Source organism: Deltaproteobacteria bacterium, assembly GCA_016874775.1.
Taxonomy (GTDB): domain Bacteria; phylum Desulfobacterota; class Binatia; order Bin18; family Bin18; genus VGTJ01.
The window spans coordinates 23,065-40,200 of record VGTJ01000001.1 but is presented as its reverse complement, the minus strand read 5'-3'; the positions used below and the strand labels follow the sequence as shown (position 1 = coordinate 40,200).

General features: G+C 52.5%; 16 protein-coding genes and 1 pseudogene. 7 read left to right on the top strand and 10 right to left on the bottom strand.

Annotated features, from left to right (window positions below; genetic code table 11):
• Nucleotides 1–4: 4 nt before the first annotated feature.
• Entirely contained in the window at nt 5–1,201 is a 1,197-nt protein-coding gene (locus FJ147_00195) for an MFS transporter (protein ID MBM4254298.1), read from the top strand.
• Between the two features lie 18 nt (nt 1,202–1,219).
• Here FJ147_00195 and FJ147_00190 read toward each other — a convergent pair whose 3' ends face one another.
• Nucleotides 1,220–2,119, bottom strand: a complete 900-nt coding sequence (locus FJ147_00190) for an acyl-CoA dehydrogenase (GenBank protein ID MBM4254297.1) — start codon at nt 2,117–2,119, stop codon at nt 1,220–1,222.
• A gap of 9 nt (nt 2,120–2,128) precedes the next feature.
• On the bottom strand, nt 2,129–2,383 hold the full coding sequence (locus FJ147_00185; GenBank protein ID MBM4254296.1) for an acyl-CoA dehydrogenase family protein: 255 nt from the start codon (nt 2,381–2,383) through the stop codon (nt 2,129–2,131).
• Nucleotides 2,384–2,463: 80 nt separating this feature from the next.
• On the opposite strand from FJ147_00185, the pseudogene FJ147_00180 reads away from it, so the two are divergent.
• Nucleotides 2,464–2,793: pseudogene (locus tag FJ147_00180) on the top strand (nucleoside 2-deoxyribosyltransferase).
• A gap of 381 nt (nt 2,794–3,174) precedes the next feature.
• Here FJ147_00180 and epsI read toward each other — a convergent pair.
• The 7 genes from epsI to FJ147_00145 all read right to left on the bottom strand — a co-directional run bounded on the left by epsI (nt 3,175) and on the right by FJ147_00145 (nt 10,505).
• A complete protein-coding gene (epsI, locus tag FJ147_00175) occupies nt 3,175–3,834 on the bottom strand; it encodes an EpsI family protein (protein ID MBM4254295.1) in 660 nt (219 codons plus the stop codon).
• A complete protein-coding gene (gene xrt, locus FJ147_00170) occupies nt 3,795–4,577 on the bottom strand; it encodes an exosortase (GenBank protein ID MBM4254294.1) in 783 nt (260 codons plus the stop codon). The genes epsI and xrt overlap by 40 nt, the downstream gene beginning before the upstream one ends.
• Nucleotides 4,578–5,025: 448 nt before the next feature.
• A complete protein-coding gene (locus tag FJ147_00165; GenBank protein MBM4254293.1) occupies nt 5,026–5,976 on the bottom strand; it encodes an aldo/keto reductase in 951 nt (316 codons plus the stop codon).
• Between the two features lie 16 nt (nt 5,977–5,992).
• Nucleotides 5,993–7,270 (bottom strand): M20/M25/M40 family metallo-hydrolase, encoded by a 1,278-nt coding sequence (locus tag FJ147_00160; GenBank protein MBM4254292.1) that lies wholly within the window; start codon nt 7,268–7,270, stop codon nt 5,993–5,995.
• A 119-nt stretch (nt 7,271–7,389) separates the two neighbouring features.
• Nucleotides 7,390–8,592: an acyltransferase gene (locus FJ147_00155; GenBank protein MBM4254291.1), complete on the bottom strand. Its 1,203-nt coding sequence runs from the start codon at nt 8,590–8,592 to the stop codon at nt 7,390–7,392.
• Nucleotides 8,593–8,689: 97 nt separating this feature from the next.
• A complete protein-coding gene (locus tag FJ147_00150) occupies nt 8,690–9,994 on the bottom strand; it encodes an MFS transporter (GenBank protein ID MBM4254290.1) in 1,305 nt (434 codons plus the stop codon).
• Nucleotides 9,995–10,127: 133 nt separating this feature from the next.
• Nucleotides 10,128–10,505: a carboxymuconolactone decarboxylase family protein gene (locus FJ147_00145; protein ID MBM4254289.1), complete on the bottom strand. Its 378-nt coding sequence runs from the start codon at nt 10,503–10,505 to the stop codon at nt 10,128–10,130.
• A 183-nt stretch (nt 10,506–10,688) separates the two neighbouring features.
• On the opposite strand from FJ147_00145, the gene FJ147_00140 reads away from it, so the two are divergent.
• The 3 genes from FJ147_00140 to FJ147_00130 all read left to right on the top strand — a co-directional run bounded on the left by FJ147_00140 (nt 10,689) and on the right by FJ147_00130 (nt 13,503).
• Nucleotides 10,689–11,765, top strand: a complete 1,077-nt coding sequence (locus tag FJ147_00140; GenBank protein ID MBM4254288.1) for an LLM class flavin-dependent oxidoreductase — start codon at nt 10,689–10,691, stop codon at nt 11,763–11,765.
• Nucleotides 11,766–11,773: 8 nt separating this feature from the next.
• On the top strand, nt 11,774–12,943 hold the full coding sequence (locus tag FJ147_00135) for a mandelate racemase/muconate lactonizing enzyme family protein (protein ID MBM4254287.1): 1,170 nt from the start codon (nt 11,774–11,776) through the stop codon (nt 12,941–12,943).
• A gap of 158 nt (nt 12,944–13,101) precedes the next feature.
• Nucleotides 13,102–13,503, top strand: a complete 402-nt coding sequence (locus FJ147_00130) for a hypothetical protein (GenBank protein ID MBM4254286.1) — start codon at nt 13,102–13,104, stop codon at nt 13,501–13,503.
• A 327-nt stretch (nt 13,504–13,830) separates the two neighbouring features.
• On the opposite strand, the gene FJ147_00125 is transcribed toward FJ147_00130, so the two are convergent.
• Nucleotides 13,831–14,043 (bottom strand): hypothetical protein, encoded by a 213-nt coding sequence (locus FJ147_00125; protein MBM4254285.1) that lies wholly within the window; start codon nt 14,041–14,043, stop codon nt 13,831–13,833.
• Nucleotides 14,044–14,098: 55 nt separating this feature from the next.
• Here FJ147_00125 and FJ147_00120 point away from each other — a divergent pair, with 55 nt between their 5' ends.
• A complete protein-coding gene (locus FJ147_00120; GenBank protein MBM4254284.1) occupies nt 14,099–15,373 on the top strand; it encodes an amidohydrolase family protein in 1,275 nt (424 codons plus the stop codon).
• A gap of 492 nt (nt 15,374–15,865) precedes the next feature.
• Nucleotides 15,866–16,885 carry a cation transporter gene (locus FJ147_00115; protein MBM4254283.1) on the top strand — a complete coding sequence of 340 codons (1,020 nt, stop codon included), beginning with the start codon at nt 15,866–15,868 and terminating at the stop codon, nt 16,883–16,885.
• Nucleotides 16,886–17,136 lie beyond the last annotated feature (251 nt).

The following is a 17,136-nucleotide window of genomic DNA, read 5'->3' as shown; positions in this document are numbered from 1 at the left end:
GCATATGCAAGACATGAACAAAAAAGCGTTGGCCTTGTTAGGGTTGGGACATGCGATGGTTGACCTCAACACTGGTGCGCTTCCTGCGCTACTGCCTTTTCTCAAGAGCACCTTTTCCCTCTCATACACTGCCCTTGGTACGCTTGTCTTGGTCGCGAATCTCTCGTCATCACTGATTCAGCCAATTTTCGGCCATATGTCAGATCGCAGTGCACGTCCGTGGCTGTTACCGTTCGGGGTGCTTGCCGCGACCTGCGGCATGGCTGCCGTTGGCCTGGCACCTAATTACGCAATCCTCGTCTGTTTGATCTGCTTCAGCGGGATCGGCATCGCCAGTTATCACCCAGAAGCGTACAAAACTGCGTACCTCTCAACTGGTGAGAAGAAAGCTACCGGCATTTCGATCTTCTCGGTCGGTGGCAACATTGGCTTCGGCCTCGGGCCACTGGCAATCGCTGGTTGTTTAGCAGCATTTGGTCAGCCTGGATTGCTGTTATTGCTCATTCCAGGATTGCTCGTCGGCGCACTCTTTCTCTGGTCACTGCCGTGGCTCGCTCGCACCAACGCCGAACAACAAGCTAAGACCGATATGAGCAGCACGCAAATTCCCGCGTATGCCATGACGCTCGTCGTGCTGATTGTCACGCTGGGCGCTTGTGTCCATTCAGGGCTGGTCACGTATGTCCCGCTGTATTTCTCGGCACGCGGTGAGAGCGGGCTGGTTGTCAGTTCGTTACTGTCCCTCCTGTTAATTTCTGGCGCCATTGGTACCTTGATCGCTGGCCCTCTCTCAGATCGTATTGGTCACAAGTTGTTTCTTATCTTCAACATGGGAGTTTTGTGTCCGCTCATTTATCTTTTCCTCAATACCAGCGGCCCCATCAGTGTCGTGTTTCTCGCGCTGATCGGTATGTGTATCTCACCGATGTTCTCAGTCACACTCGTCATTGCTCAAGGACTGATGCGCGGGCGATTAGGGGTCACAGCCGGTCTGATGACCGGAGTCGGCATCGGTGCTGGCGGACTTGGGGTCACCGGCCTTGGTTGGATTGCCGACACCTGGGGCGTCGACACCGCCATGCAAATCATTAGTATCCTACCACTCCTGCCGTGGCTGATTGTCTTCTTCCTGCCCTCCTCTGCACCGCCGCAAGCAGCGCCGATGAGAAAGTTACAAATGGCAACGGCAGATGGGGATTAGAGAGATAGTCAGCCTCGTCTACTCATTAACTCTCAACCCCAACTCCGTCCGGCCAATTTGTAAGAGGAGAAAATCCGTGCTGGGGAACATCACCACCCCGGCACGCACATCGCGGTAGTAGCGCTCTAATGGAAAGTCCTTGAGGAGACCTCGACCACCACACACGCGCAGCGCAATATCGGTAACCTTCATCGCTGTTTCCACCGAGAAATACTTCGCTTGCTGGAGGGCAAACACACGTTCAGGAACACCAGGACGTGCCGTCATCGCGGCTTGCATACTCATGAGGCGTGCGGCTTCAAGATTGACGCTCATTTCCCCCATGTAGCGTTGCATCAACGGGCTGTGACTAATTGGACGTGTGTCTGGTTTGACGACGCGCGTTCGTGCATAGTCCCGGGCAAACTCGTACGCCGCTTCAGCAATGCCAAGGTAAATGGCCGCATAGCCCACAACGTATTCACTGCCCACTCCGCCGACAACAACTTCCCCAGGTGCACCAATGATGTGCTCATTGGCGACACTACTCTCGCAAAAAGAGATACTGTGACTGGCCGTCGCGCGCATTGACATCGAGTTCCAGGTCTCACTCAATGTCACGCCCGGCGTGCCTTTCGGCACCACGACACTCACCAGCCCATCCCGAGGTCCGGTAGTGCCGTCGATCATCGCGAAGGCAAAGTAATACGCCGCAGCAGTGCCGATCGAACAAAAGTGCTTTTCGCCGTTGAGTCGATAGCCATTGGCGGTTTTGCTCAGCGAGGTCTCGACATAAAACCGCGGCGAGTTCGGACTGCCTGCAGGTTCGGAACCGAGAGAGGCGAACAACGCTCCCTGCGAGATCACGTCACCAAAGTAACGCCGCTTTTGTTCCTCTGAAGCATACAAAGAGAGAATCGTCATGATCGTCGCATGCATATTGAAGGATCACGCCGTTGAGGCATCACCTTTCGCCATCTCACGCATCGCCAAACTATACGCCAACGAGCTGAGGCCTCGCCCGCCGTATTCTTGTGGAATCGTCAGCTCAAGCAGTCGGTGTTCTCGAAGATCAGCATAGCTCTCTGTCGCGAAGCGATTCTCAGCGTCATAATCGGCTGCTCGCGGAGCGAACCGCTCGCGCGCAAGGTGCGCGATAAGAGACACGATCGTTTGTTCATCTGCAGACAATGTCCAATTCATAGGGCCAATCTTTTCCCATGCAAAAATAATTTGCAATCTGACCCGCAGTCGAGTAACAAGACGATCGTTGGAGGTCAAGAATGAAAGCGTACCTCAGTATCAAGTATCATTTGGACAATCGCAATCGGAAAGCTATCGAATCGATCTCCCAGATACTCACAACCTGTGGGTTCGAAACGATCTGCATGCAGCGTGATATCGAACACTGGGGAGCGGTGACCTTAGCTCCACACGAGCTGATGACCACAACATTTGATGCGATACGTTCCTGCCATATCCTTGTCGTCGACCTCACTGAAAAAGGCGTCGGCCTCGGCATCGAAGCGGGCTATGCCTATGCGCATAGCATTCCGGTGTTTACGATTGCCCCCGAAGGCGCGGATATCTCAGCAACGCTGCAGGGACTTTCTTCTGCCATCGCGTTTTATCGCACGACTGAGGACCTTTATGGCTGCTTTGTGGAACTCGGTCTTCTCAGCCAAGAAGACCTCCACCCCGCATAAGTAATGACATTCAGTGAGAGAAACGAGCGAGCTACGTTTGATTTCGCTACGGAAGGCAGAAAAACATGAATACAAAGCGTGGCTCGCACGCTACACAAAGCACTAAAGGCAAAACGGACTGGGCAAAACTCAAGGCCATGCCAGATGCAGCAAGCAAGTTTACCAAGGATGCCCCGCGTACCTCACTGGAAGAATGGATGAAGACTTACACAATACGTAACTGCCCCTTCTTCGGGTAGGAATTTTAGCTTTTCAGTTGAAAACGTAGAAGGATCACTCTTCGTGTGTTTATTCGGGTAGAAGAATTTTTAAGAAAGGATACATCGTCTGAACATATTTTACCTGATACGCGAAGGTTTCCTCCACTGTGCCATACAAAGGGCTCGTGATGCGGATTAGAGCGCCATCCGTGCGGTTAGACAACAAAGCGTTCTTCACCAGTAACAGCCGATAGAATGTTTCGTCAGCGACAGGTTGGTTTTGGGAGAGATACCAATAGAGGACAAGGTATCGCTGCTCATCTTTTTGCACAACGTAGCGGTTTACTGCCACCGGAGTTGTTCCCGGCGCAAGAGGAAATGTAATACGCCGAGCTTCAATCGGATTCCATCCATCTTCAGGTAGGCAATGTTTCGGAGAGTGAGGAACTGCTCCACGTCGTTGAGACTCCCAGTAACCAATATACAACCACAGAAAGCGCCCAGTAGAGTCAACATACCGACGGTTGAGGTAATCACTAAACTGCAAGCGATCGTGAATTCTTGCGTTGAGCGCAACGCCCTGGTCACCACGCCATTCCGCTATTGTTGTAGGGAGGGAACTCAGGCGGCGATGGAGTTGTGGTTTTTCCTCTTCTACACGCTGCTCTAGCAAGACAGTTGCACCGATCAGGAGACAACAGGAAATGATTATTCTATAGCGGTTTTGCACACACGATCCTTCCCAAATACCCTTTTGCTAAGTCGTAGCGCACTATGCGCTGTTGCTAGAAAAACAACTGCGACAAGGAAAGTGACCCAGCCAGAGAATACCTGAAAGATCCCTGTCGCAGAAGATTTCCCCCATGCCTGGCTGACAACTCCAGTCAGCACAATCCGACACATATTGGCAACAACGATTGCAGGAATAGTAAGAAAAACGAACGCAGCTTTTTCCACAATAGACGGCAAGGTGAGCTGAGCCCAAATAGCCGCTAGCATTACGAGCGAAATCAGCGACCGAATTCCCTTACTCGCTTCGGGAATACCTAAGGTAATATTGCTGAGATAGATAATATTGCCGTCGCTTGTCACGGCAATTCCGAAAGCGTCGAGCACCCAGATAGCAGATTGCCCCGCGAGCGTCTGTAGAGGGAACGTGATTGCGTTAAAAGCAAGAGCTGGCAGTGGAATCGCTGAGAAGAAAAACAACAACGGAAAAATGCACAGGCGTAAAGTTTGCAGACCGCAATGGAAAAGGATAAGGCCAGCGACCGTCACGGGTAATGAGCAACGCATGAGAAATTCACCAACCCCAAGCTCGCCCACTAACAGCATACCAATGCCAAGGAGCATAGGAAAAATACCGACATTATGTCCGGTGTGGGTCAATCTCTGTATTTGTTCTCTCCGCTTCCAGAAGAGAAATAGCGTAAAAAAGGGCACGAGTGACCCGTGAACGTAATCAGGGTTCTCCCACCAGTCGATAGCCAGATCTCTGAAAACGTTTCGGTAGAGTACTACGAGGAGAACCGCAAGAAAAACGAACTGTGGTTTTTCCTAACCAAGACGGTTGAACTGCAACCGGGGAAGCTGTGGACCGCAAACCGTGTTGACTACGCGAGGTATCATACTCTTGTACAGGCACCATAAATCCTTATTTGTAGTGTGGAAATAGTTACATAGAATGGAGAAGGGGCATATTTCCACAAAATCGATAGTCTTGAGCTGGAACTCTTTTGGACCTTGTGGGGGTAACAGCTTCCAACGTCAACCCTTTCAACTAAGATTTAAACAAACAGTTGTAGGGCGTGCGAAGCGCGCCAACTGACTAGCGCGTGGTACGCGCCCTACGATTTCACCGCTAATGCACTTGCGAAACACGGTACTAGGGAGGATTTCACTATGCGTCAGGAAGTGTACAAATCTTCTGTGGTCCTATTTAGTGAAACGGCAACTGATAGAACTCGCTGCGATACAATTCCCGTAGCCGGACCAAATCGGTACCAGATAGCACTTTCCCGCTGACGATAAGGTTGTCGTCCACTTGTCGTACGGTGCGTATCCCTGGAATCACCGTCGAGACTGCGGGGTGGCTCAAGATAAACCGCAGTGCGGCTTGAGCAAGATTCGGCACATCACCTTTCACCAAAAAGTCCAGCTTCTCCACGGCTGCGTGCGTCTGTGCCAGTCCGTCCTCAGGAAATGCGCCGCGCCGCCAATCTTTCTCGACAAATTCCTCGCGTTTCTTGAACCGTCCCGTAAGTACGCCACGCTCAAGGGGAACACGCGCAAGAATACCGATGTTCTCTTTCTGCGCCAGGGGAAACAACTGCTCTTCGGGGTCTTGATGCAGAATGTTGTACACGACTTGTAGCGTATCGGGCTTGCCGGTCTCGATCGCGACAAGGCCATCCTCAGTTTTCTCCAACGACACACCGTAGAAACGAATCTTACCTTCACGTTTGCAGCGGTCGAGCCGCTCGAAGATCGCACCTTGTCGCATCACTTCTGGTGAGGGATTGTGCAACTGATAGAGATCGATAGTGTCAATTTGTAACCGTTTGAGACTCGCTTCCAGCGCAGAGGTAATATAGTCAGGGTCGAAGTTGCGTAGTCCTTGTCGGACGGTGAACTGGTTGCCGCCCTTGGTCGCAAGGACAACATCTTTGCGACGGGTTTTCAGTAGCTGTCCCAATAGTTCCTCGCTATGACCGCGCCCATAGGCATCCGCAGTGTCGATAAAGTTCATGCCCATATCGAGAGCATGATTCAGCGCACGCAACGACTCTTGGTCATCGGTTGCACCAAAGATTTCACCGCCAATGGTCATCGCGCCAAAACCAACGTCGGACACGCGTACGCCAGTTCTCCCCAGTGTTCGATAGTGCATCGCTTCCTCCTTTCATTCAGCCAAAGCGTGAAATGATCTCACAGAGAATACGAAACCCGTCGCGCATATGCCCCAGTTCCGCAAATTCATTCGGCGCATGGTAAGTGTCCATCCGCCCGAATCCCGTGATGTGTACGTCAAACCCGTGCTGTTGGAGAGAACGTACGTACGGGAGAGTCCCCGTGAGGGCGAACGGACGGGCGTCGCCACGGACAGCGAGGATCGCCTCACGCAACGCATGATACCCTGGCGAGGCGAGGTCGCAAGCAATCCCACCTCCTGGGGCACCGAGTTCAAGTTTCACCGTCCCGATCGCCTCCGCAACCTGATAGCGACTTGGGCCATAACCCACCAGTTGACTCACATCGAGTTTTTGTACGAACGCCAGTGCTCCGTCCTTCACTTCTTGTCCTGAATACCAAGGAGTGAGACGAATATCCCCTTCGACTACTGCCTTGGCCGGGATCTTGGCCAAGGTATCATTCTCAGCCTGTACCCGAGTCGGTTTGAACGACGACGGCACAAGAAAACCGTATTCATACTCCTTCGGATGTGGCGGGTAATTGGTGTAGAACCACTCCTGCAGCTTTTGGGTAACGGCAAAGGCAAGTTCTGCAGCGTTGATACCGTTTTGCGGAAAACCCGAATGGGCAGCCTTTCCTTCCACGGTGAGTTTCCACGTCGCCATACCACCCGTGCCGATAGTTGGACCGAAGTCAGCACTATCCAACCAATACAGAGGCCCGTTCTTGAGGTGATCGAGCTTCCCCTCTTTCATCAATTTTCCAATACCGATACCGCTGACTGAGGAGAGTTCTTCATTCGCAATAATGACCGCTACCACACTACAGTCAAGTTCAACTCGATGTTCAGCCAACTGCGCAAACAGATCGGTCACAACAGCGACATGTCCCAAACAATCTGTGACTCCACGCCCATATAAGCGTTCTCCCTCGATTTGCAACATGAACGGCGGGCGTTGCCACTCGGCAGGGTCTGCCGGAACGACATCAAGATGCGCACCAACAAACGCCACCGTACGGGTGCTCTTCCCAGGATAGGTCAACAGCAGGTTGCCTCGCCCCTCAGCGTAGCTCACACGTTCTGCGCGAAGGCCGCCCTCTTGTATCAAAGGGGTCAGTTCAGAAAGAACGATATCGCCAGCCAGATCTTCTTGTGGTTGCGGTTTATCTTTCTGTGGAAAATTTTGCAGGCGCTCGCTGACCTCCATCATGCCATTGAGGACACGGAGGAAACGGTCTTCGTTGAGGTGCCAATCTTTGAGTGAGTTCAACGTTCTCTTTGGGGGTTAGGGGTTGGGGACTGGGGACTGGAGAGAGACAAACCACAGGCTCTACTCCGCCCCGTTCATGTAAGCGCTCTCCATTTTCGGCTGGTGAATTTCGACTTTCTTTAACTCTTGATCTCAAGATTCGGCTGATAGCTGACGGCTGGTGGCTGACGGCTTTCTTTCTTCCGATCCAACACCCAATTCGTCAGTTGATTCACATAGCGTTCGAGCGGAATGGCAGCTATCGTAATCAACGCGATAATACCCCACGCCAGGACACTAAAGAGAAGTTCAGGCATCTCGCGCATGCGCTCACCGAAGTAAATGACATAGGGCTGGTGCAACAAATACAGCCCGTATGAGAATGCACCAACGTAGGCTAAGGTCCCACCGAACCGTGGCAGGAGATCACACCACCGCGCAACGTGAGCAAGAATCACAAACAGTCCAGTGCCGATGAGTGCGTCATTAAAGATGTACGTCACAGAATTGGCGTAGCTATATAAGCCCAACACATACAGAACAGCGCCACCGGTGATCGCCGGAAACGAAAAGAGTCGATCATCAGCATCACTCGCCGAGCGGCGATAGAGCAAGCCCAGCACCATCCCTAACGCAAACTCCCACAGCCGCGACCCGCCAAACGCTCCCTGGACGTAATAACCGTGCGCACTGATCGTAAAGAGCAACAGATAACGAATGACTACGGTCGCGACACCGCAGACCACCAGAAACCAGACCGGCCCGAGCTTCTGCAGCATACGGAACAACAGCGGAAAGATGAGGTAGAGTTGAATCAGCAAGCCAAAATACCACCACGCCGGATTGATGTAGTAGAAGAGCGAGTACACCGGATAGACACGGTCTCCCAAAAGACTCAGGAAGAAACGGTAGTCGATCGGCTCAGGACGAGCCACAAACGGTGACACGAGATACACGAAGTGGGCCACCCAGTACATGGGGAACAAGCGTAACAAGCGTCCGCGATACCAGCCCAGCCAGCCATCTTCCGGAACGCCCGTCTTCGCCAAAGAGTAGGTCAGCCCAAAACCACTCAAGACGAGAAAGACAGCAACTGCATGAAACCCCACTGACCAGACCGCCACCCAAAAGCCATGACTCACACACCACAGGGTGCTGGCTGATGGCGTACACTGCTCAAGAAACTTAGGGAAATAGGCTGGCCCGAGCGGGTCAGGATAGCGATGATTCGTATACGTCGTATAGAAATGGAAAAAGGCGATCCAGAGAATCGAGATCCCCTTCATACTGTCGAGCCAGGTGAGTCGTATCGCGGGTTGAGCTGGTTTCGTCGCCTCATCCATCCTCTGTTTCCTTGTCGTAGCGGTTTACATCTGATGAAAAGGTTGCCGTCTTGATGAAGTGTATAGTATTTTTCTCCGCTTCGCACGCTGAGCGTTGTCAGTGCCCAAAGCCGGAGGCTGCGGTGTCTTGACTCTCGTCGGGTATCTCCATCCCAAGGATATGAATCGGCTCTGTCCGCACGAAGAACGTAAACACCACACTGCTCACCAGCGCCACCCCAGCCGCCACATAAAACAACATGATCCAACTCCCTGTCTCCTGAATGATGAACCCCGCGATTGTCGGGCCAAAGAGCCCGGCGAAGTTACCCGTGGTGTTCATCACACCGCCGACTGCCCCAACAGCTTGCGGCGCAAGTTCCCGCGGCATAGTCCAATAGCCAGACACTGCGAGTGAGAAGATGAAATAAAAAATCGTTAAGAGCACGATCGAGAGCCCGGTCGATGGCGCGTTCACCCCCAGTAAGAGGAACGGCACTGCCAACGCGACACTGATGCCCGGAAACCGCGCACGGGCAACGCGCGTCCCGAATCCCCGACGCAACAGCCAATCTGAAATCGCTCCTCCCGTAATCATGCCAAGGAAGCCTCCGAATGTGGGGAGCATCCCGATCTTGCCCATCTCCATCCGTGCTAATCCACGGCCTTCAACGAGATAGGTGGGCAACCATAAAATGAAGATCCACGCCACAAACGCGTACAGCATATAGGTCAGGCACAGAAAGATCACTGACGGTGTCTTGATTATCGACCAGAAGGAGGGCTGGTGTTGTTGCGAAGCGCGTGGAAGCACGTGGGCTTCAATGTAATCCCGCTCTTCTGTACCCACCTTTGGATGTTCGCGGGGAGTGTCGGTGGTGTACCAGAGCCACAACGCCATCCACAGAAACCCAAGCGCGGCATTGAAGTAAAATACCACTGGCCAAGAAAACGCTTCGATGATCCAGGTTGTGGTGGGATAGGCAAGCATCTGCCCGATCGAGGTGCCAGAAATGCTCACTGTCTGTGCTCGCCCGTATTCCTGTCGTGGGACCCAACGCGCGTTGAACACCGCGAGGGCCGGTAAACTGATGGACTCACACGCACCAACCAGGAAACGGAGCAAGAGCATTGGCCAAATTCCGTACTGCCCAAGCGGGGTCAAGGCAGTAAAAAGGGAAAACCCAGCGCACGACAGTGCCAACACTTTTCGTGCACTCCAGCGATCAGCAATTCGGCCCCCTGGAAATTGGAACAGCGCATAGCCAAGCAGGAAAGCGGAAAGAATGATACCAAACTGCTCTTTATCCCACCCTGTCTGGCGCATAATATCTGCGCCCGCCACCGCGATGTTCACGCGGTCGGCATAGTTAATGATCGTACTCAAAAAAAGCAGGCCAATAATGCTGTAGCGAACGGGCATGAGCCCTCCGGGAGATGACGAATTAAAAATTGAGAATTAAAAATGAAAAACGAAGACTGATGGAGTTCAGAACATTAGAAGCTGCATTCTGGCTTCCCAATTCTTCATTCTTCATTTTTAATTTTTCATTGCCCTAGATGCCTTCTTCCTTAAACACTTCCTTGGCGAGCTGGAACGCGTTCACTGCTGTCGGCACGCCTGCATAGAAAGCGATGTGGGTCAGGATCTCGATGATCTCTTGCTTGCTCAACCCCATATTGAGCCCGTTGGCGATGTGTCCTTTTAACTGTGGCAGCCGTTGCATCGCCATCAACGAGGCAATGGTAATTGCGCTGCGCATCTTGGGTTCGAGTCCAGGACGGGTCCATACGCGACCAAACACCACTTCGTTGATCATCTCTTCCAGGTCAGGCGCGAGTTCTCCGATCGCGCTGGCAGCACCAGCATTGCGTTTCCCCAACAGTTTCTTGCGCAACTCCAGTCCTTTTTCGAGATCAGCTTTATTCGCCATAATGCTCTCCTCCTTTTTTTATGTGACCTCACAATTAGAAGCCGGGACTATATCTCAAGACTAAGCGACGGCACAAGCAGATGAGCCTTGACAGAGCACCGCTCTCGGTGTTGAAGAAGGGCTGCGGTTACTGAGTACGCTGATGATGATTAGCAATCGCAGAACCGACCAAGGAGGGCTATTGTGAAATTCGGTCTTTTTTATCAACTGCCGTGTGCCGACGCTCAGTCGGAAACTGTTCGCTATCAAGAAACTATGGAGCAAGTCGCTCATGGTGACGCGCTTGGATTCGACTGTGCGTGGCTCGCTGAGTTGCATTTTTACAAAGCTTTTTCCATCATGTCCTCGCCGCTGTATGTCGCAACGGCAATTGCTCAGCGCACCAAACGTATCCGCCTCGGAATCGCCGTGAACCTGCTTCCGCTCAACCATCCATTACGCAGTGCTGAAGAAGGCGCGACCGTTGATATTCTCACCAACGGACGATTAGAATTCGGCGTTGGTCGTGGAGCGATTCCTTTACATTTTGCCGGATATAACGTTTCGCGTGACGAGAGTCGTGAGCGTTTTGAAGAAGCAATTGAAGTGATCAAAAAGTCCTGGCTCACAGAGTCATTTTCTCACCAGGGGAAGTATTTCACCATTCCTGAGACCAGTGTGGTCCCTAAGCCATTACAAAAGCCGCATCCTCCGCTACGTGTCGCCGCTAATAGTCCAGATACGGCAGTATTTGCTGGCAAGCACCATTACCCCGTGTTTGTTGCCTCAGTCACAAATCCTCTACCGCGGATGTTTGACCAGGTCGCAACCTACCGTCAGGCTTGGGCTGAAGGTACGGGGAATGGCGGAGGGAGCAGTCCCGATGTTTCGACGATGTTTTTCTTTCATCCTGGTGACAGCCTTGCGCAAGTACGACAGGATATTGAACCTAGCTTAAAGAATTACTTCTCCACCGTTTCCGGCATGGTCCGAGCAGGCGCCAAATCAGAAGGATCAAAAGCAACTGACGAGACGTATCGCTATCTCAACGAAGTGCAAAAAATGGTCGATTCGATCACCTTTGAAAAGATCAACGAGAGTATCGCTATCTTTGGGGCACCACAGGAATGTATTGCCAAAGTCAAAGAACTACACAGTAAGTTAGGCATGAAAGAACTGATTTGCTGGTTCAACCCTGGTGGGTTAGTGCCACACGAGAAAGTTTTGAAGGCCATGTCGCGGTTCGCCACAGAAATTATGCCAGAACTTCGGCAATTGTAGAATGCGGAATGCGGAATAGAAGGTCCGCAAATTCAATCCGCAATCCACAATCACCAATCCGCAATATGAAGATCACCGCTGTCCAAGCTACTCCACTGGCTATTCCGTTACGACACGAGACCCCTGAGTCGCCGTGGTCTACCGGACTGGGCCGACAAATCATCATTCAGGTTTTTACTGACGCTGGTGTCGTCGGTCTTGGCGAGGCATTCGCGTATGGCGTACCGCACGCCGTCTGCGCCGTCATTGAAGACCTCACACCGATGTTGATCGGTGCGGACCCGACACAGCCGGAAGTGGTGATGGATCGCTTAAGTCAGGCGGCTTCGTTATACGGACGACGTGGTATTGGCTTGTTTGCACTCAGCGGCATCGACATCGCATTGTGGGACATTCTCGGCAAGGTTAAGAAACAGCCATTGTATCGCCTGCTCGGCGGCACTGAAGCGCGATTGTTACCGACCTATGTCAGCCTGCTTCGGTATCACAATCCACCAGAAGTTGCCCAAGTTGTCGCGCGCTGTTTAGAGGCAGGCTTTCACGCCATCAAATTACACCAGATCGATGTCAAGTCGGTAGAGATTGCGCGACGTGTGGCCGGAAACGATGTCGAGTTGATGCTCGATGTCAATTGTCCGTGGAATAAAGAAGATGCGTTAGCGTTCGCTCGTGCCGTCGCACCGTATCGGCCTGCATGGCTTGAGGAACCCGTATGGCCACCCGATGATTACTTGAGCCTTGCGTATGTCCGGCAAGGTGCGGGAATGCCGATCGCCAGCGGTGAAAATGAAGGAACCGTGTACGGATTCCAGAGTCTCTTCATGCGCGAAGCAGCAGATATCGTACAGCCGAGTGTCACCAAGGTGGGCGGGATCAGTGAATGGAAGAAGATAGCCGAACTGGCAGTGAGGCACGGAACGCAAGTCGCCGCGCACTCGTTCTATTTTGGCCCTGGTTTTGTTGCGACATTACATCTCATGGCTGCGCTGCCCGGCTGTACGTACGTCGAGGTTGCCGGTTGCACGCTAGAAGCTCCACTGTTCCAGGAACCCTTCACTTTTCGTGATGGAAACATCGCCGTCCCTGAAGGTCCAGGATTAGGCGTCACATTGAATACCGAAGTCTTCGGCCGTTATCCGTACACATCTACAGGGCAGAGTTTGAACGTGCGTGGGTAGCAGTCTCCAGGTGAACGCTCGTCCTCATAAAATCTCCACCACAATAAACGTTAGCGACTTCCAGCCGATAGCCCCAGCAGGGAGCAGTACCGGTCTTCGCGCGCACTGAGAAAGCGCATGAAAACAGTCGATGGCCTCCTCCCAAGGAACACGCGGCTATGAACCACGCCTCACATCCAGCGCAAAATCACACTTCAACCGTTCCATCAAAAGCACCGTACGTTTACATTGCCGCACTCACATTTTCACTGATTGCATCGTTCTGGTCACCGCTCGAACTTGGCTTCCTTCTGGTTGCTATTGTCACCAGCGGGATCTGTTTCTGTTTGATGGGCAGCTCGGCACGGTGGATGCAGTACACGTTTGTTCGTTTTCTCGTATTCTGGGGACGGTCCGCTGTCCCCGCCCGTCATGCCTATACGTTCTTCTATCCATCCAGCGAGCCTCAGAGTTTTCTGATCGCCCTGCAATATATGGCAGCATGGGTCGTCGTGTTCGCCGGACTGCAGTGGCTTGTCCAGGTCGCACTCAATGAACTACAAGTCGAAGAGGAAGCGTAGAGCAGTGCGATTCCTGGCTGCTCACCGCAACAGGGGAACGATTCGTGTGAGGCAGTGGCGGAATTGGCTGTACGTTTTGGTGTGATCATCGCCGAATGAATACGCAACTAACGAAGTGTCTCTCAACTGTCTTCGTTCGAACTTTCCTTAGCCGATAGTCGTTGTAGGGCAAGGAGGTTCGGTAATGAGCGAACTGAACGAACTACTAGAAGCATAGTGTGGTGCAACAATATTGGCGGTGCCCCGTGCTGTATTCAAAGCCCTGATTATCCAACCTGTCCGCAGTGTAAAACAACAATGCAGTTCTTAGCGCAGTTCGATTCTGAGCTACCCACCGAAACCGGAGAACAATTCATGTGGGGTAGCGGTGGCCTTGGCTACGCGTTCTGGTGCGACCGGTGCCGAGTGAGTGCGTGGTTGACGCAGTGCACCTAGCAAGGGTCGCCACGCAAGACCGAGGCGTTGATAGGCAGGTAGAACTGCCATCAGCCGTAACGTTCCCTTGACAACCTCACAGCCGAGGCAGATAAGGAATTCCATTGGGCGCTCAGGTTACCTGCGGCGACACTGTGAAAATACGTAAGGAGGACTTCCTATGGGACGTGTATTCTTCCGAGGGGCAAATCTGATTGATGGAGTGAATAAACCACAACCAAATACCACGGTTGTCGTCGAAGGCAATCGCATCAAAGCCGTCGGGACGAACGGCAATCTACCGAAACCTACAGCACAGGATGTTATTTATGATCTCGGTGGCAAAGCGCTGATGCCGGGTATGGCCATGTGTCACTATCATGTGGCGTATGACAACGTGTTCAGCATGAACGACATCGACATGAAGCATCCGCCTACGTATCTGACACTCATTGCGGCCAAGAACGCGGAGACGCTGCTTCGCTCTGGATACACTGGTGCGGTCGGTGCAGGGACGATGCACAACATCGATGTCACGCTGAAAAAGGCGATCGATAACGGCATGATCCCCGGCCCGCATTTTCTCGCCTGCGGACGCGATCTCGTCACCACCGGTGACTCTGTCGATTGCCACCCCAATTTCTGGAAGCTCAACATGGATGGCCTCGCGCGCATTTGTGACGGACCAGACGATTTTCGTAAAGCCGTGCGTGAAGAAATTAAGGGTGGCGTTGAAATCATTAAACTCTATCCCACTGGTGGACACGGCCTCATGTGGTCCGCAGATGTCATGACCATGAGCCAAGCGGAAATCGACGCCGCTGTCGAAGCTGCGCACGAACGTGGCAAGAAAATTCGCGGCCATATCATCTCGAAGAAAGGTATCCTTGCTGGCCTCAAAGCGGGCATCGATGTCATCGATCATGGCGATATGATGGATGAAGAGTGCATCGAAGAAATGGTCAAACAAGGCACCTTCGTCACCCCAAGCTTATATTTCCCCTGGATGATGGTGGAAGAGAAACGCAAGACCGGCAAGAGCGGTTTTGGCGGTGTTGAAGAAATGGCCAAAGGATTAGAACACTCCTACAACATTATCCCCAAAGCGCAAAAAGCTGGTGTGAAGTTCGTTATTGGTGATGACTTCGGTATCGGCTCGATGCCGCATGGCGATTACACCAAAGAGCTTGAAGCCTACGTCAAAGGCCCTGGCATTTCTCCGTTAGAAGTCATTACCTGGGCAACGAAGAACGGCTATGAGCTGCTCGGCCTCGGTAAAGAAGGTGGGACGATCGAAGCTGGCAAGCTCGCAGACCTATTAGTAGTCGATGGCAACCCAGCAAAAGACATCGGTGTGCTGAAAAACCGTGATAACCTCGACGTCGTCATGAAAGGCGGACAGTTTGTGACCTGCCAACTGACACCGAGTAAGGCCCGGGTGCAGAAGGCTGCATAATAAAGAACGAACCGGAGATGGGGAGAATCGGAGACTAGTAGATGACCACAGCAATTTTGACAGGTGAACAGTCAAAGGTGCAACGAGATTGCTTCGCTGCGCTCGCAATGACCCCCACCCTCGTCATTGCGAGGAGCGGAGCGACGCAGCAATCTCAACCTGTCAGAATCTCTGTGGCGAGCCACTCGTAGATAGTCCAGAAAGTTTTGATGGATAGCTCAAGGGACGTCATTCCCGCGAATGCGGGAATCCAGGAGACTTAACGACAGACCACTACTGAATTTCCCTGGATGCCCGCCTGCGCGGGCATGACGAAACCCTATCCCTCAAAATTAAATGGACTGACTACTAGTTCTCCTCTCCCCTTTTTTCTCACCGTTTCTTCGTTTCCCTGCTTCCCCGATTCTTCTACAGTTTCTCCCATTCACCCATTCGTCTTCCGGATTCCCCCTCATCGCCACATCGTTTTTTCTTGTCTACACTCTGTAGGCAATGACTACCCTTTCTGCCGGAGAGTCCCATAATCTCACACTACGGCGGCGGGCAATTTTGCTGTCGGTTTGTGTCGGCACTGCTCTGCTCATCATCAAGTTTCTCGCCGCCGCGTTTACCGGGCCAGCGGCGATCTTATCTGATGCGCTTGAGTCCATCATTAATGTCGTCGCCAGTGTCTTTGCGTTTTACAGTATCACCTTCAGTGCACAACCTCCTGACCGTGCCCATCCGTATGGACATGGAAAAATCGAGTCGTTTTCTGCCGGGTTTGAAGGTGCGCTTATTATCTTGGCCGCGCTCGCTATTCTCTGGAAAGCAATTCCCGCCTTTTTCACACCGCTTCCCTTGGTCCAACTCGATATCGGTATTCTGCTCATCGTGGGAACAACAGTCGCGAATGCCCTGCTCGGATGGTTGCTGATTCGAGCGGGAAAGCGCACCGGCTCCCTCGCACTCACGGCAGATGGAACCCATGTCTTAACCGACGTCTATACCAGCATCGGTGTCGTTATTGGGTTAGGTCTCGTCGCTGCCACTGGGTGGACCATTCTCGACCCCATCACGGCTTGTGTTGTAGCGGTGAACATCATTATTTCCGGTGTCGCCTTGATCCGACAATCGGTCAGCCATCTCCTCGATACCGCCGACGAACAGGTACTGCAGGGAATTGTCGATTCGCTGCAGCATATCCGCCGCCCGGAGTGGATCGACCTCCATCACCTCCGCTCATGGAGTTCTGGCACCCAACATCATATAGACTTTCATCTGACCCTTCCGCGCTATTGGAATCTTGAACAGGGCCACACCGCGGAGGCAATAATCTCAGAATGGGTAGTTGAACATCTCGGTGGACAGGGAGAGGTACTCGTCCACCTTGACCCGTGTACTTCCCACCATTGTCGAAGCTGTCGGCTGTTAGAATGTCCAGTACGTGATCTCCCTTTCCGCGCTACTCTCCCCTGGACCGTCGAATCAGCCATTGGTGATCCCACCCTTCGCACCTTTGCCGCTGACTAGCCAACCTTTTATTCTAGCGCTGCCAGCAACATCGCGATTCCTGGTGTTTCCCTTTGCCTTTTTAGGCAAAAATCAAGAAAAAATAGTCAGTTACCTCTATTTTTGATGAATTATTCCCCGTGCCCGATAAAAGCTTTACCCGAATATCTATCTTTCCTCCATTTGACAGACCCAAAGATTGTCAGATATAGCCCTCTCCCGGGTGGAGAGTGTGTAAAGCTGCTGTGCTCATTTCAGAAACCTCGCGCCCT